This is a genomic window from Flavobacterium silvaticum (assembly GCF_012911565.1).
Lineage (GTDB): Bacteria > Bacteroidota > Bacteroidia > Flavobacteriales > Flavobacteriaceae > Flavobacterium > Flavobacterium silvaticum.
Map to the genome: position 1 here is coordinate 1 of NZ_JAAMPU010000090.1, position 16,825 is coordinate 16,825.

Annotated in this window: 16 protein-coding genes and 2 pseudogenes; 15 read left to right on the top strand and 3 right to left on the bottom strand. The window is 43.8% G+C overall.

Features of this window, described 5'->3' with window-relative positions; translation table 11 throughout:
- Positions 1–189 precede the first annotated feature (189 nt).
- From G6047_RS00635 to G6047_RS00645, 3 genes are all read left to right on the top strand, one after another.
- Positions 190–1,275, top strand: coding sequence for an RHS repeat-associated core domain-containing protein (locus tag G6047_RS00635; protein WP_235946471.1), 1,086 nt, complete (start codon positions 190–192; stop codon positions 1,273–1,275).
- Between the two features lie 454 nt (positions 1,276–1,729).
- Positions 1,730–3,868 (top strand): hypothetical protein, encoded by a 2,139-nt coding sequence (locus G6047_RS00640; protein ID WP_169525421.1) that lies wholly within the window; start codon positions 1,730–1,732, stop codon positions 3,866–3,868.
- Complete coding sequence (locus G6047_RS00645; protein WP_169525423.1) at positions 3,858–4,160, top strand: hypothetical protein; 303 nt, start codon at positions 3,858–3,860, stop codon at positions 4,158–4,160. Before G6047_RS00640 ends, G6047_RS00645 begins: the two co-directional genes overlap by 11 nt.
- Positions 4,161–4,279: 119 nt before the next feature.
- Here G6047_RS00645 and G6047_RS00650 read toward each other — a convergent pair whose 3' ends face one another.
- Entirely contained in the window at positions 4,280–5,104 is an 825-nt protein-coding gene (locus G6047_RS00650) for a helix-turn-helix domain-containing protein (protein WP_262887841.1), read from the bottom strand.
- 1,062 nt (positions 5,105–6,166) lie between these two features.
- Complete coding sequence (locus G6047_RS16950; protein ID WP_169525426.1) at positions 6,167–6,409, bottom strand: helix-turn-helix domain-containing protein; 243 nt, start codon at positions 6,407–6,409, stop codon at positions 6,167–6,169.
- Between the two features lie 254 nt (positions 6,410–6,663).
- On the opposite strand from G6047_RS16950, the gene G6047_RS00660 reads away from it, so the two are divergent.
- The 11 genes and pseudogenes from G6047_RS00660 (at position 6,664) to G6047_RS00705 (ending at position 15,455) form a co-directional block, all read left to right on the top strand.
- A complete protein-coding gene (locus G6047_RS00660; RefSeq protein WP_169525428.1) occupies positions 6,664–6,942 on the top strand; it encodes a hypothetical protein in 279 nt (92 codons plus the stop codon).
- A 3-nt stretch (positions 6,943–6,945) separates the two neighbouring features.
- Positions 6,946–7,554 carry an SHOCT domain-containing protein gene (locus G6047_RS00665; RefSeq protein ID WP_169525430.1) on the top strand — a complete coding sequence of 203 codons (609 nt, stop codon included), beginning with the start codon at positions 6,946–6,948 and terminating at the stop codon, positions 7,552–7,554.
- Positions 7,555–7,747: 193 nt separating this feature from the next.
- Entirely contained in the window at positions 7,748–8,428 is a 681-nt protein-coding gene (locus G6047_RS00670; protein WP_169525432.1) for a recombinase family protein, read from the top strand.
- 142 nt (positions 8,429–8,570) lie between these two features.
- A complete protein-coding gene (locus G6047_RS00675) occupies positions 8,571–9,278 on the top strand; it encodes a hypothetical protein (RefSeq protein WP_169525434.1) in 708 nt (235 codons plus the stop codon).
- A gap of 95 nt (positions 9,279–9,373) precedes the next feature.
- Positions 9,374–9,934 (top strand): hypothetical protein, encoded by a 561-nt coding sequence (locus G6047_RS00680; RefSeq protein WP_169525436.1) that lies wholly within the window; start codon positions 9,374–9,376, stop codon positions 9,932–9,934.
- A 4-nt stretch (positions 9,935–9,938) separates the two neighbouring features.
- Complete coding sequence (locus G6047_RS00685) at positions 9,939–11,612, top strand: hypothetical protein (protein WP_169525438.1); 1,674 nt, start codon at positions 9,939–9,941, stop codon at positions 11,610–11,612.
- Positions 11,613–11,719: 107 nt separating this feature from the next.
- Positions 11,720–12,655 carry a tyrosine-type recombinase/integrase gene (locus G6047_RS00690; RefSeq protein WP_169525439.1) on the top strand — a complete coding sequence of 312 codons (936 nt, stop codon included), beginning with the start codon at positions 11,720–11,722 and terminating at the stop codon, positions 12,653–12,655.
- A gap of 19 nt (positions 12,656–12,674) precedes the next feature.
- Entirely contained in the window at positions 12,675–13,511 is an 837-nt protein-coding gene (locus G6047_RS00695) for a tyrosine-type recombinase/integrase (protein WP_317168255.1), read from the top strand.
- Between the two features lie 319 nt (positions 13,512–13,830).
- A pseudogene (locus G6047_RS16825) lies at positions 13,831–13,998 on the top strand (RHS repeat-associated core domain-containing protein); the annotation flags it as partial.
- 39 nt (positions 13,999–14,037) lie between these two features.
- A complete protein-coding gene (locus G6047_RS16955) occupies positions 14,038–14,763 on the top strand; it encodes an AHH domain-containing protein (protein WP_394352482.1) in 726 nt (241 codons plus the stop codon).
- Positions 14,763–15,455, top strand: coding sequence for a hypothetical protein (locus G6047_RS00705; RefSeq protein ID WP_169525444.1), 693 nt, complete (start codon positions 14,763–14,765; stop codon positions 15,453–15,455). The genes G6047_RS16955 and G6047_RS00705 overlap by 1 nt, the downstream gene beginning before the upstream one ends.
- A gap of 462 nt (positions 15,456–15,917) precedes the next feature.
- On the opposite strand, the gene G6047_RS00710 is transcribed toward G6047_RS00705, so the two are convergent.
- Positions 15,918–16,121, bottom strand: a complete 204-nt coding sequence (locus G6047_RS00710; protein WP_169525446.1) for a hypothetical protein — start codon at positions 16,119–16,121, stop codon at positions 15,918–15,920.
- Between the two features lie 387 nt (positions 16,122–16,508).
- On the opposite strand from G6047_RS00710, the pseudogene G6047_RS00715 reads away from it, so the two are divergent.
- Positions 16,509–16,825: pseudogene (locus G6047_RS00715) on the top strand (RHS repeat domain-containing protein); the annotation flags it as partial.

Sequence of the window (16,825 nt, forward strand, 5' to 3'; positions counted from 1 at the left end):
ACACAGGTAGGCCAAACCGAAAGAACCCTGTACCTCGACGGCTTCCAATACGTAGACGATGTCCTGCAGTTCTTCCCACACCCCGAAGGCTACGTGCGCGCCACCCCGAAGGAAAACCCCGAGGAAGGCCAATCCGAATATGATTTCAGCTACGTGTACCAGTACAAAGACCACTTAGGGAACATAAGGATGAACTACGCCTATGACTTCGTCGACGGGGAAACGAAGATACTCAACGAAGACCACTACTACCCTTTTGGATTGAAACACTCCAATTATTCAAGCGGGAAGAAAGACTTCGCCCGAGAGGAAGAACAGCTCATGATCAAGCCGACACCTTTTGGTGAGGAGAATCCGTATCTTTATAAATACAATGGGAAGGAGCTTCAAGACGAGTTGGGGCTTAACTGGTATGACTTCGGAGCGCGAAATTATGACCCTGCAATTGGGCGATGGATGAACATTGACCCTCGTGCGGAGAAATACCAAAGTGTTTCAACCTACAATTACGCATTGAACAATCCAATGTATTATGTAGACCCCAATGGCGAAGATATTTATCTTCATTATTATCTTCGTAACAATAATAAAGATGGGAAAAAAGATGCTGAATCAGACAAAATGTTCTGGCAGGCAGCACTAACCAGAGGCCTTGACTTTCTGAACAGCGGTGAAGGAAATAGTGACGACATTTTAATTATGAGAGGTATCGATAGCATGGACGATTTGGAATCTACTATCGAAAGCGACATCGCCGACAACAAAGACACTTATGGCAAAACCGCCGAATTTGGACTGTGGTCTCATAGTGGTTTAGATGGGCCGTTTAGAGAAAATACGAATGGAACTTATGACCAATTGAGTGTTGCTAATTGGGGTAAAATAGATTTTAACTGGGGTGACAATGCGAATGCAAGATTTTACGGTTGTCGGTCTGGAAAAGACCCAGACCTAAATGCGGATAGAGCATCGAACGGTACGAATGAGTTTTCATTTGCTCAAAGTCTTTCCAGTATGGCGAATATGCGAAATGTTACGGTTTGGGGACAGACCGAAAGGTCTTGGCCTTCTTCTTATACAAATGTTAGAAGTCAAGAAAATACAGGTTCAACTTATATGGTAGGTAGCAAGAAAGCATCATCTGGAATTCAAAATTTCATAACCGCATTCAACACTACTGTTTTAGGACAACCTACCTATGCCTATCCGATGGCCACATATCAAAATGGACGTTTTACAGGATTAGCACAACAACCAGGTGCCGTAAAAAAATAATTATGAAGAAAAGGAAAATTATTTGGGTCATAGTCATCATACTATGTTTGTTCATTTTAGACAGATTTTTCTGGATGCCTGAACGAGCAGAGAGATTATGGCTCAACGAAAGAGGGCGTAATCTTGGCGACCCAATTGCGTACAATCAAGATTTCACTATTGAAGGGAATAGAATTCTTTTTAAGGACAATAAGGATAAAGAGAATTTTCCAGCGGTGCATGAGAATCGAAAAAGTGAGTTTTATTTCGCAGGTTGTTATTTCGGAAGTCTGTACCTGTATGATTTAAAGCGCAAAGAGATGATTGTATATTCGAAGAATTAGTAAATGCCTCGCCGGATCGGCGAGGCATTTGTTTATATAGATGAGAAAAGCGGGTTAATACGGAAAACCGTAAAAATTATTACACTTGACTCCTTAAGTTAGCTTCAATTTTATTTCATTAAGAAAGTGTCATGAAAATAGATGTCCATGTACATACCAGAAAAGTAAAATCTGGAGATGCGGTTACAAGAAATATCGAAACGCAAGAATTTGCCGATATTTTAAAAAATACGGATGTTAAAATATTGGCGATTACCAATCACAATCATTTCGATTTAAAACAATTTGAAGAGTTTAGAGATGGTGTATCGACTGATTGTCAAATTTGGCCAGGTATCGAATTGGATATACTTGAAAACGGTGTCCGCTCGCATCTATTGGTTATATGCAATCCAAAGAACTACGTCCAGTTCAACGAGAATGCGGAGTCGATATTAAGTGGTAAAAATCCTGACACATTTACAATCTCTCTTGAGGAAGTCGTTGAGAAATTTGATGCTTTAGATTGTGTGTATATTGCTCATTATCGGGTTAAAAAGCCAGACCTCGGTGATGCTGAGCTTGAGCATTTAGCTCAGATTGTTTCCAACTCAAAACGTATATTGAAGGAAGCTACAAACGCAATTTCAGTTGGCATCTATATAAGCCACGGACATAATTCGATATATGGAACTGATATACATGATTGGAAAGATTATGTAGAATTGTCTAAAACTTTACCAGAGCTGCGGCTTCCAGTAGAAAGCTTCGAGCAATTCTGCTTACTGTTAGAAAAGGATGAGGCAACTATAAACACTTTGCTTGATAAGAAGGTCAAGGAGAATATTGAAATAGTACCATTCACGGCGGCCGAGCTAATACGATTGGACATTTATAACGATATTAATATTCTATTCGGGTCGAAAGGGACTGGCAAAACCGAAATTTTAGAATCGCTTTCAAAATACTATAATTCAAAAGGATATAAAACACACGTTTACAAATCAAATGATGCGCATTTGAATGATGTGTTTGATTTGAAAGGCAGCAACTTCAACGTCAACGTTCCAGAATTTGGTATAGGAGAATGCTTAGACGAAATAGCATTTCTCAAAGAAGTGACAGAAGAAGAAGTCACGAGCTTGACAAAGTATAAACTTCACTTTTCCGTTGAGGAAACAAACAAAATATCGCAAAAACTAAAGATTAAGAGTATTAATCAAGAAGACGAAACGAACTCCCTGCGCAAACTCAAGGACGTAAAAGAAATATATGATGAGTTCGTCTATTTTATTGAATATATAGAAGAAAACGAGAAATTAAAAGAGTATATAGACCAGCCTCTAATAGATGAGTTGATTCAGATTCTCGAAAAATTTATATCCAAATTAATCGATGAAACCGAAAATAAATTTGTCGAATCAAAAAGCACGTACCTTCTAAACCACATCATAACCACTTTTTTAAACGAAATTTCAAAGAAAACGGGGCAACCTCCCAAACCCACTAAAACAGGATTTGCGGAATATTGCCGAAATAGGATTAAGATTGAATTGGCCGCGAAAAAGATTCTGAGCAACATTAAAACCGCTATCGCCCCTATTGAAGAATATGCAGGAAGTTTGGGAGAAAAAGGTGAGTTGATGTGTCAAACCAATCTTTTTATCCAGAATGGCAACTTTACAGAAAGTAACTATTCGTCTGTCAAAAATGTAAAGAAAACTCCGCAGAAAGAATTTGTTCGCGAACTCAAGTCAATTTTAGCTCACATCTTCTCAAATGATTTGTTTGAAAAAATTGCCAAAATGAATGACATAGAAGGGGTCGAGTCTATAAATACGGTAAGCGATTTGCTTTTAAAATACAGACACTTTACACTTAATGGAAAACTGTATTCTCCATCAAATGGCGAATCATCAATGATTTTACTTCACAAAGAGTTAATGGATGAAAAGGACATCTATCTCATTGACGAACCCGAAAAGAGTTTAGGAAACGACTATATAAATGACGTTATAGTACCTTTATTAAAAGAGAAAGCTCTACTTGGAAAAAAGGTCATCATTGCAACTCATGATGCAAATATTGCTGTGAGAACTTTGCCATACAACTCAATTTACCGTTTACATGACCAAAACCAATATTTTACTTTAACAGGAAACCCATTTTCTAATTCGTTAAAGTGCATATATGGGACAACACCTGACTTAGATTGGAAAGAAATTAGTATGAAAACTTTAGAAGGCGGTAAAGCAGCCTTTGGAGAAAGAGGAAAAATTTATGGAAACTAAAAAAGCGACAATTAGAAGAGATGCCGCCAATGCCTTTTTGGTATTAGATGTGTCGAATGCTCCGTTAGAAATTATTTTGACTGACGATAATCCAAATAATGTGAAATCAGTTTTTAATGTTTTACTAAAAGAACTTAAAGGCGGGGCTATTGAGTTTGAACTTGAAGATGACAAAGAAGACCTATATCGCCATATTTGTACAGAATACATTTCACAGCTCAATGGGGAAATGAAAGCTATTTATCAGGAACTCGATGATTACGATTTATTGGAAGAAGAGGATGATGAATAAAACGTTTCCGTTTTAAACTACGCAAGTATGGTTTGAAGCCAAGTAATACGTTTCTAAATTGTCTATTCGACTTTATGATCCTCAGCCTTCCGGCTGAGGATTCTTAAAGTCGTTTCTTTTTAGTTTTGATACCTCTGGTCAAGACTTCCCGCATTGGTATACTCGCCTTTGATGTTATACATAAATCTGGTTACTTTGTTGGGATGCAATTCCTCATCTGCATCGGCGAACTTTCTCATCGTTCTAAGTACAATATCCTCTCTTGACTTTTGGCTTATCATGTGTCCACCCGATTTTTCCTGAACGATTGGTAACATAGCGTCGAATAATCGAGGGAACTTATAGAGCTGGCGAATCTGTCCCAAGTTGATAGGCAGCTTCGTCTTGGTCGTCGGTTGCTTTGGTAGCTTTCGGAGGATTGCGGTTTCGTCGATAGCGGTAATAATACCGCTTAGCAGGTCAGTATTGAGCGCATCCAATACTTTTTCAAAGTGATTTTCGTGTTCGCTTGCAGCAAGATATTTCAAGATAAAAAGTGCTTCATCCTCGTTTATCCCTCGACCTTGAAATGTAGTTGGAGTGTCTTCTACTAATGATGATTCCAGAACCTCAACCGCTTCGCTTGTTGGAGTTGTTACCTCATCTGTCCCTGTGAGGTTGCCGTACTCGCTGATGATATAGTAATTACCTCTGTTCAGTTCTTTTCTTCTTAAATAGCCGCATTCTTCGAGTTTTTTGAGTGCGTTCTGTATGGTCTTCTTTTCCATTCCGAGCCTGTTTACCAGAAGGGTCAGGGATAGCCTGAAATGGTCGGCATCCATAAGGATGCAAAGCATTACCCTGAATGCGGTCGAGCTTAGCCGCTTGTCTAAGAGAATTGAGTGATGCACGGTTGTGAATGCGCCCGCTGTTGGGGCTTTTCTGATGACTTTCTTGTTGGTCATGGTATTCCTGTATTTGTCTTTGTCGGTGTCCCAACTTATTCCCTGTGTTGTTTGCTCGGTACAGGAAGCTGGCGGCGAGACCCGCCAGCAACCGAGGTTCTAAAACTATTGGTCTTATGCTCTATATATAATGTAAGCAGCTCGATTTGTAAAGAGTATTCTATAAAAATTGGAGAAATTTTTTTAAAAGGTCAAAACTACCCCTTAGTTGGAATGAAGGTAATAACTACCCCGAATAGGGATAAAAATGACTCCGTAATTGAGGTAAAAAGCGGTACCCTTTACTATAAGAGTAATATAACTGAGACTAAAGACCTTTCTTCGGGATGGGCTTATGCCCATTCCCACGAAAGGATAAGATGAGCAGCCTACGGCCAGAAGGAAGACAGTCCAACTCCAAGCCCGTAGGGCGTTAACTCTTTACAGTATAGCCCAACTACCCCGAAGGGGCTTTGCCTTCGGAAGAAGGTCTTGGAATCAGTCCAACGGAGCGGAGCGACCAAGTAATAAGAAAGCTCGGCAAGATGGTGCTACGCACCTCATCCAACTTGCGGAGCAATGCCAAACGAGGCCATAAGACCAGCTAAACCCCGTCCAACTGCGGCGCAAGCCGCCCAATCCGTACCCGCGTTAGCACGTACTGCGCGACCATAACCAGCGATGAGGCCAGCGTTTGCGCGGGTTTACCTCCAAAAAGTCGGAGCTGTGAGCGGATTGTTCCCCTCCCTGCGCCGGAACGGCGACAGGGAGGCATACCATCCGAAAGTGGTTTCGCGTTTCCGCTCTTAGATAGTAGGCAATTCCAAGTGGTCTCGGCCAGTTCGGATAGGCGAAAAAAATTCTGAAAAAATTTTACGGTCAAAAAAGTAAGACCCGTTGCAAGTCGAGTATTTATAGAGAAATAGACAGCATGAAAGTTATAATGACCATCGACCAACTACGTCGCATCTTGGAGAGACCCGACACGGTCGCAAAATTTCCGATTACGGCTGACCTGAGCAAAGTCTCAAAGGGTGAGCTAAAGGAGCTTATCGAATTGTTGAAAGAGAAGAAAAGGAAGGGCTAACCCTTCTTTGTTATTTGCAGACCTTCCAGAAGTTCGGAAGGCGTTACGCCGATAGCGGCGGCAATCCTTAATAGTGTTGTATATCTAATGTCCTGTGTACCTCGGATATACTTGCGTAGGTTTGTTGAATCCAAGTTGGCATCATGTGCCACGTTCATTGTCTTTAGCCCCTTTTCTTTAATGAGGTTCTTAATTCTGTCCCCTAATTCAGTTAGTTCATTTGTCGGTTGGTTTTCCATGAGAGGAAGTTATATTAACCTCATCGAGTACAATATATCTTATAAAACAGGTTGTTTTTAACCTGTTTATTTCGTATATTTGACTACCAAACCGATAAAACATGAGAGAATGGATTGTTGACCTTTATCCGAAAGGCGGAGGTCTAAGAACGGCAACGCGGGTCTTCGCTGCCAACCAGTCGGCAGCCCTACTTACCGCTAAAAGAATGAACCCAAACCACAGAACGGGCAACGTTAAACCAACCACCTGACCAATGGCAGCAGAAGAAAAAACGAGCTTCGGGATGAAAATCGCGATGGGCTGGGGAATCCTTTGCCTCGTGTTCGGCGCGTATAAATGCAGCCAATCGGTAATGGGGTCAGATACTAAAGAGACCACCAACACGGAGCAAGCACCAATTGAGCAGACCGTACAAGATAACAAATGCTACGAGTGCGATGGTACTGGCGTGGTCGCTACTTATGGCCTCGGTGGAAACGCAACGGGTAGCAAGACCTGTCCAGCGTGTAAGGGAACTGGCAAAGACGACTAACCGATGGAGACCAAGACCATACCGTTCGCTTCGGGAAGCATCGAGGTGACGGACAGTAAAATATCTTTCCGCTCTGCTGTCAAGGATATAAAGCAATTCCAGTCGATGGAACGCCATAACATGGGACACGTGAACAGCGAGCAGTACACCTATTTAGGTATCATGCCCATTCAGCTTGCGCTTCGGTCGCTGCTGTTCGGCGTGATGCTGGCGGTTATCGCTATCGCCGCAGATATTCAATTCTTTTCGGTCGTTGGCGTTGCGGCCATCGTTTTCGGCCTTGTGACCTTCAACCTCGATTTGTGGGTTGACGGTTTTCTGGGTACGCGGTTCGGCTACCAGCTATGCGCGTACTTCTTCGCGAGCAAAGGCCATAAAATCACCATCCAGAACAACAGCGGCGGCGACCATATCGTTTTCTACGTGGCATTGGAACAGCTCGACGAGGCGATGAAACTGGAATCATACAGGATAACGGAACGGCCAGACACCAATCCAGTACAACCCATCGGCGGCATCCATGACTTGGAGAAGATAAACGAGCTTTACCAGAAGGGCATCCTGACCGAGGAAGAATTTACCCAGAAGAAGAAGCAACTGCTGAACTTATAGAAGACAAACAGTATTATAAAAAACGTTGCGATCCGCAACGTTTTTTTATGTCCATAACTCAGCTAACCCCGCACCAAACCTGGAAAACCAGGATTTTTCTTGCTCATTGAATTCCAGGTCTTTAGGTTTGCAAAGAGGTTTGTAATAAATCACAAACGCACGTTTGAGAATCATAACTTAATACATATACGCCATGAAAACCTATATCGCCTATTACAGAGTAAGCCGAAAAACACAAGGGATAAGCGGACTTGGGTTGTCTGCTCAAAAGACTTCCGTCACCAAGTACGTTACCGCTCAAGAGGGAACTATATTAAAGGAGTACACCGAGGTCGAGACGGGAACGAACAAGCGCGACCGTGTAGAAATCCACAAGGCTATCCAGATGGCCAAGACCGCCGGAGCGGTCTTGGTTATCGCCAAGCTCGACCGACTGGCCAGAAACGTCAGCTTTGTTTCCTCGCTCATGGATGCGGGTATTGAGTTCGTCGCGGTCGATATGCCAACGGCCAACCAGTTCACCATCCATATTTTCGCGGCTTTGGCCGAGCAAGAAGCGAAGCTCATCAGTCTTCGCACCCGTCAGGCTCTGGCCGAGTTAAAGAATAAAGGCAAGCGGCTTGGAAGTCCCCAGAACCTGACCGCCGAGGCCAGAAGCAAAGGCGTATCTATTATAAAGGAGAACGCCATTACCAACGACCGCAACCGTCAGGCTCACTCTATTATATGTAGCTGTAAGGATAAGGGAATGACCTACCGCGAGATAGCAGAACATTTGAACGGTCTGAACTTCAAGACCCGTTACGGGAAGGATTTTTTACCTGCTACGGTTCATCAACTGTACAATAGACTGAATTTACAACATGCTGCATAATGTTTTAAATATATTGAAAATCAATTACTTAATTCGTAATATAAAATTATTTTGTGTTATTAAATCAAATTTTATTTGAAAATACAACAATAATTCGAAAATAATCGCTACATTTGTCATGTAGATTTGAAATTACAACACTATGAGCGATACAGGGAGACATTGGAAAAGCGAAGAACTCATCCTTTTTGGATTGTGGCTTTGGAAAATTGGAGAGTACGGCCACGCCATGCTTTGCATCCATGCTCCCAACTGGGGATTGAAGATTGGTGAACAGCTCAAGCTCACTTGGTCGGACGTATTCGATTTGGAAACAGGTATGCCGCTTGCTGAACTGCCAATGTTTGGAGGAAATAGTAATCGCCCCATCCGAAATGTCGTAAGGGAAAACCTCATTGAGGCGGTAAAGGTGTTGGGTGTAAAGGAAGGTGACGCGCCGTTGTACGTGAACTCGAAGACGGGAAAGCCGCTTACCTCGTCCACGCTTAACCGCGAACTGCAACGATTCGCCAAAATGTACCTTGCCGAAATCAAGCAACGGACGGGGCTTGAGTTCGACCTCAAGGAAATCAAGACCAACGCCTTCGAGATTGCTTTTGCCAAAGACGTGACCCGCGAGAATAATTACATCAAGGAGATTTACCCAGTCCTTTCGCGATATATGGGACATCGCACGGTAAAAGATACGATAGCCCTATTGGAGGAAGAGCCAGGAAAACCACACTCGTTAGAAATCCGCTTCGACCACATCAAGGACAACACGCCGCTATCGGACGGCAATCTTTGGAACGACAAAGAAAAATTGAACCGATACTTAGAGCGCAACCTCTACTTAGGAATAGAGGAATAAGCTAAACCCTTAAAAATTAGATTGAAAATTTTCGGAAACACCCGAAACGGGACATCCATGCCCAAACCGAACGATTAACCAGTAAATGAATGCCTATGAAAACACTTGACCAACTTTTCCAATCCTTCGAGACGGGAATCCGAAGCTCGAAAGCCAGCAAGCCGAAGGAATACCTTCAAAGCATCGGATTGGATTACAACACACAACGCATCGGCTTCATTTCTGGTCAGTTCCACCACCGCGCTACACAGGAAATCAAAGACCATTACGAGAGCTTGGGGCTTCTTACCAAAAGCACCGCCGCCGTTCGGGACGATAGCATGACCGCTTACACCGCCTTTGGCCGTTATGGTATCGTGTTCCCACTCATGGATGAGAGCGGCGAGGTTGTGAACCTCTTTGCCATCCGCTTTGAAATGGCCACGCCCAGAGAAGAATACCTCAACGACAAGGGGATTTATCCGAGCCACCCGCCACCGACGACCAAGCGGCTCTATATCGCCCCTTCGATAGTGGACGCGGCCAGTCTCATACAGTCCAAGAGCCTTGAGAACCGCGATGCCGTAATAGCCCTGCACGATGGGAAGCTGTTAGCGCAGCACCAACAAGCTATCCAATCCCTTGACCTTTCCGAAATCATCATCCTAAAACCTTAAGCCCATGCAGCATCTTATCACACAGTTGGAAGCCTTAAAGCCAAGTGCCAAAATCTCTACCGTCCAGCTCCCAGACGGCCACACCCTCAACGATATGTGGGTGAACTACGGGCGCGAGGCCATCACGCAATTGCTCGGAGAGGTTCAGCTATCCAAGCCAGAGGCCGAAAAGCTCGAAACGGTCAACGATTTCAAGATGGGTTATAAGGGAAAGGCCGCGCAGTATTTCGTGGTCGGGAACATTCCCAGCGACATGGCCAGTATGCGCATCGCCCTTCATGTGGTCGATTACCAGACCCAGCGCAAGCAGCGCATCAAGGTTGACCTCTACGACTTTACAAGCATCCAGTTCCAATGCAGGGAGCTGTCGGACAAGTTCGGTTTTGGGTACAACCTTTTGGAAGGCGACATGATGCAGCTTACCGAACTTCTGGAAACCCATAGGGAACAGCTCTTTTTCGAGCAGAACACGACCATGACCCAGAAGTATTCCGAAAAGGAACTCACGCCGAGAGCTGGGGAGAAAGCGGTCGCGTTCCTGACCGAGCCGAACCTCATCCAGAACATTGACGGTCTTCTGGAACAGAGTGGCATTGTTGGGGAACAGGTCAACCGCCAACTGCTATTCATCATCGCCTCATCCTATAAGAATTCCAACCCGCTGCACGCGATATTACAGGCGAGCAGCGCAAGCGGAAAAAGCCACCTCATCAACTCGATAGCCGAGTGCGTCCCGCAGGAAGACCTCAAAAACAATACGAGCTTTTCCAGTAAGTCCCTGTACTACCAAAAGGAAAAGGAATTGATGAATAAGCTGATGGTCATTCAGGATTTCGACGGAATGGATGAGCAAGCCCAGTTCGCTTTCAGAGAATTGCAGAGCAATAGAAGCCTGATGCGGGATTCTGCCGAAAAGAACAAGGTCGGAAAGATAAACGCCACCCAGAAGATGGTCGTTGCCCACTTCTCAAGCCTCGCGGCCACGACTAACCTTGAAATCTACACCGACAACGCCACCCGCTCGATAATGCTGGGTGTGGACGAGAGCGAAACCCAGACCCTACGCATCATCCAGCGACAGAACCAGAAACGCGCGGGGTTGGTGAGCAGCGAAAACGAGCAAGCGGCAAAGCAACTACTTCGGAACTGTATGCGGGTGCTGAAACCCTATGCCGTGGTCAACTACTTTGCCGACAAGCTGACCCTTCCTATCGAGGCCAAAAGTCTTAGGAGGTTAAACGAGCAGTTCCAGGACTTTATCTGCCAGATAACCATACTGCACCAGTACCAGAGAAAGAAAGACCCGCAGGGGCGGCTCATAGCGACCAAAGAGGATATACGCGCCGCTGTCGAGCTTTTCTTTTCTACCATCGTGGTAAAGGCCGATGAGCTTGATGCCTCCACACGCCAGTTCTTTGACCAGTTGAAAACCTACATCAAGAAGCAGGATACGGGAACGACTTACAAGTTTACCCAGCGTGAGGTTAGACAGGATTTGCGGCTTGGAAAGACGACGGTCTTTAAGTTCATGACCCTGTTGCAGCAGCTCGAATACATCCAAGCGGTCGAAGGCTCGGCCAATAGGGGATTCAAGTACGTGGTCAGTCATTGGGACAATCTGGAAAAACTCAAGGGTCGGATAAAGGAAGACCTCAACAAACAATTGGACGCACTTTGAAAACCACCAGAGTGAACACACAAGGCCAGCAACGACGGGATATATGACGCTGGTGTTCGCAAAATCCCGAACATATACTAAGAGAACCTTTTAAAACGATGCCGACCATGACCAAGAAAATACAGCTACCTGCCTTTGAAAAACACTTCCAAGATTTCCAGAACCTCATCAAAGCCAAAGACCCGAAAGCAAGCCACACCACCTACACCACGCCCATAAAAGAGTTCCTTATCTGGCTCGAACGCTTCGGCATCGACAGCATACGGAATGTTGACAGCAAGGACTTACAGACCTATTCGGAGTACCTCGCCGAGCGACCGAACCAGAGGCGCGAGGGAACGCTATCCAGCACGACCATTAAAACCCATCTATTGGCTCTGTCGATGTTCCTTGAACACCTGCTCACTTCAAGGGAGATACAAAGAGGCTTTACTATCCCACCGTTTAAAGGAAACGACAGAAAGGAAAGAAGCGTGTTGACGGTTGATGAAATCCGATTGCTTTACCAATACAGCGAAAATCTTTTGGAGGAAGCCCTTTTGTCGGTCGGTTACGGTTGCGGGCTTCGCCGCTCGGAACTTCAAGACCTCAACCTGTCGGACGTTCAGCTATCTACAGGTATGCTCATAGTTCGCAAGGGAAAGAACAACAAACGCCGCGAAGTTCCCATGAGTGATAAGGTACTCACAGCGGTAAAACGTTATGTCTGGGAATACCGAACCCAGTTTCTGGCAAAGACCCAAGAGACGGCCTTTTTCCTGAACGCGGTCGGCAAGCGGATGAGCGGCGAACACCTCAACACCACTCTAAAGCGCATCATCGAAAGAAGCCAGAACCAAATCATTATCGAGAAGGAAATCACGCTGCATTGCCTTCGCCATTCCATAGCCCACCACTTGATGGAAAACAATGCTGGTATTGACTTTATTCGGGATTTCCTCGGTCATTCTTTCATCAACACCGCGCACCTCTACGCAAAGAAGAACAACACCAGAACCAAGACCAGATACCTAATGAGCCATGAAGAACAAACCGACCATTGAGCAATATCTTTACCAAGAAATGGCTAAGGCATCGGCGGCAAACTACCTGCACACCATCAACCACTTTTTGAAGATGCACCCAAAGGCCAAACGGTACAACTATCTGGATTTGGTAGAATGGCTCGCAGGGGTTCGCAATCAGGACAAGACCGTACAGACCGCAATAAGAGAACTGTCGGCAATCAAGAAATACTACCAATACCTCATCTGGTCAGGCCAGCGCAACGATGACCCAAGCCAGACCCTGACCGTCAAACAGGGAGGCCAGCACCAAATCCAGTTCCAAGACCTCTTTACCTCATCGGAGTTGGAGTTATTGCTCAACAGGGAAAACCGATACAGGGATTTGCTCGACCGAAACAAGGTGCTACTATCGCTACTAATTTATCAAGGTCTCACCAGCGACGAGGTGATACGGCTTAATGTTCGGAACATCGATTTGGATAACGGACTTGTCAAGGTCAAGGCTTCACCGAAACTGCGTGAAAGAACGCTCAAGCTACAACCCCAGCAGATACTCCTTTTCGAGCGGTACATTACCCAGACCAGAGACCGAATGATGAAGCGCAAAGCGGTCAAGACTTCCAAGCTCATCCTTAACAAGCTCGGCGACCCTATCACCGTCGAAGGGATTTTCGCGGTAACGGAACAACTCAAAGCCCTTTTCCCAGAGCGCAAGCTCAACCCCAGAACCATCCGCATGAGCGTTATCGCCAACTGGATGAACGAGAAAAAAATGCCGTTGGAGGCCGTTCAGGAAATGGCTGGGCATAACTGGCCGAGCAGTACGGAAAAGTATTTGAAAGTTGACAGTAATCAACAACGAGAGTTGATAAATAGATATTTTCCCATCTGATTAATTGACTACCTTTGGAGGTATAACCAACTAAATATTAATTCAATGGCACTTAAACCAGGACCGAAGAGGATAGCAGATTCAACAGGAAAACCAGACCGCCGTCAAAGAGACAATAAAGGTACGCCTGGGAACACTCCTTCGCTGAAACCATCTAAAAATTCACCAAAGAAGTAACTTTTTTGTGAAGGTTAGTAAACACCCAAATCGGGTGTTTTTTTGTTTCTTTGACCTTAATTATTTACAACGTTCTTTGCTAAAATGATGAGGTTACTCCGCGCTTTAAAAAGGGGGTTTCAGGACGTATAAGTATAAATACAATGGCCAAGAGTGGCAAGACGAGTTAGGCCTTAATATGACGGCCATGGATTATCGCCAATATGATAATGCTCTGGGTCGATTTAATTGTATTGATGCACTTGCTGAATTAAGTCCATCCCGAAGTCCTTACCATTTTGCTAACAATAACCCTGTTTTCTGGTCAGACCCAAGTGGACTTATCTCTCAAAATGTAATTAATTCAATGATGGAGCATAGCTCATCTGGAAAAACAACATGGTATAATGATAATAGCGGTTCATTTTACAACGAAAATGGCGGAAGTGTAGACTCAAGTACTGGCGAATTTACTCAATTCGACGCTTTGAGCCAAGTAACTATATACACTTATGGTAAAGGTTATTCCGCTGACAGAAGTTTCATTGGCCAACTACAGTCGCATGTCTATCAGAATGGGAAATTTTATCAAGGTTTTAGGGATAGAAGGGCTTCACAAGGCATGGATGAGTTCCAAGATGGGTTAGACTGGCTCGGAACGGTTCCATTTTTTGGAGAACCTGTCGACTTGGTTAATGCAAGTATTTCAGGATTAAGAGGAAATTACGGAAACGCTTCATTGAGTCTTGCGGCAATGGTTCCCGTAGCTGGATGGGGAGCAACCGCTTTCAAACAAATACAAAGACATCACATAATACCTCGAGCGGTATTTAGGGATGCAAGTAAAGCTTTACAGGACGTTATTAGTTTGAATGGGGGATTAAATCTAAAAAAATTGCCGTCTGGTTTTCATGGCAACCATCCTGAGTATAGTAAATATGTAAGAAGTGAATTAAACCAAATTCAGAATATTACCGAAGGTTCGATTAAAGCGTTACAAAAAGATTTGAATAGTTTAATCAATCAAGCATATGATAATTATAAAGCTACTGGTCAAAATTTAAATGATTATTTTCGAAATTTAAATGGCAATTAATGAAGTACTATCAGTTATATAGAACGGCGGAACCAAAAATTGTAGGAGTAAAAACGGGCGCTTCTCAAGTTGAATTAAAATTAGATGGTAGCATTAAGACACAGAAGTATGTAGAATTTGACAATTATTTTAGTGGTTACAACCATGATTTTTTCAAAGACCAGCAAAAAATAGAATCACTACGTCCTCCCGTTTTTAGAGGTGTTTTAAGAAAGAATGCAAAAGTTACTGACCTCATGCAATATGGGCAAGAGTTCAGTTATTTGCCTTACTTATACAGCCAAAAATATATAGATATTATCAAAGCTTTTACGATTGGCAACCATTATCTTTTTGATTTTACAATTGAAGATGTTGCGGAAAGATTCTACTTGATGTTTGTAGAAAAAATTCCAACTTCCGAAGTTAAGTTTGACCAGTCAGTTATTTATACAGGACATAAAGTCCTTAACAATATTAAATACTACCAGATAAATACTTATGAGGAATTTTTACAGTTGTTACAATCAGCTCCCTTAGCTAAATATGAAAAAATCACTATTTCTAAGATTTATGATGATAGGGACATTATATCGATACAAGCTACAGGGGGTGACTTTTACTCCGAACGGTTGATAGATTTTCTCTTAGACTGCAATGTTACTGGGCTTGATATTAAATATAACACTTCTATAGAACTGGATTTTAAATGAGGTTGACGCGGTAAAATATAAATTTAGGTCATTCCAAAATTCCCTCTCATAAATGCCCTAAACCAAAGCATTCAACACTTTCAAACAAAAAAACAAAGACAGCTTCACGGCTGTCTTTTCTTTTAGTCCTGATAATCGAACTCTAAAACATAATGAAAGAAAGACGGGTTACACCGCCAAACCAACCGAAACATAGAGATTTAAAACCTCACATCCATAAGCCGAAGGATTGAGTCTAAAGCGAATCACGCGCCGGATTGGCGCGTGACTGTTTTAGATACCTATCAGGCAGCCGACTTTAGAATCAATGCATCGAATGCTCCCTTCATTTTCTGCAAATCGTAACCAATTTCTAAATTGTTTCCTCATTTCCTGTTTACGAAATTTTGTAAACGCCACATTTGTAAACAAGATTATGATGGCGCGGATTTGCAGTCCGTATGGATACTGTATCGAATCAGGTCATTGAAAAAATGAAAGCCTTTTTGCTGCACCCGACAGTTTTTCACCTGATTTTCCCGTACGCGAACCCGAATGTTTCAACTTCCCTGAAGGTTGTTCGCGTCCGGCCCTCATAAAATCGGCGTGAAGAAAATTATGGTGAAAAGCGTTAAGAAAGAAAAGGTGTTTGAGCACAGCGAGTTCTTTTCTTTTAGCTTTTGCCATAATTTTTAGCTGATTTTATGGGGCCGTGATTTTTGTTACTTTTCATCAAGGAAAAGTAAAAGAGAAGTCCTTTGACAAAGCAGTTTATTAAACCATAGAAATGTGCTTTGACCATGCATGCGCCAGGGATGCAAGTGGAAATCCTTTTTCGAGGAACGAGAAAAAGATTGCAACGGGCCAGCCCGGCCCAAAGGGAGGCGCCCAAATCAAAGGTACTACGACGAATCCCTCCTATACGACAAGAACGGCAACATAGCCGAACTCTGGCGCAACGGCGACAGCGACGTAACCCCGTCCATCCAGATTGACCACCTCAAGTATTTTTATGAGGACCAATCCAACCGCCTGGCCAAGGTCACCGACGAGACCAACGACCCATCCGGATTCGTGGATGATTCCGACGGCACAGACGATACCGACGACGACTACCAATACGATTCCTTCGGGAACATGACCAAAGACGAGAACAAACTGATCAAAGGCATCACCTACAACCACCTCAACCTGCCCGTCAAGATCCCGATAAAGCAAGGCACCCAGAACTGGACGATAAGCTACCTCTACAACGCATTGGGCCAGAAGGTCCAGAAGACCGTAGCCAACGTGACACAGGTAGGCCAAACCGAAAGAACCCTGTACCTCGACGGCTTCCAATACGTAGACGATGTCCTGCAGTTCTTCCCCCACCCCGAAGGCTACGTGCG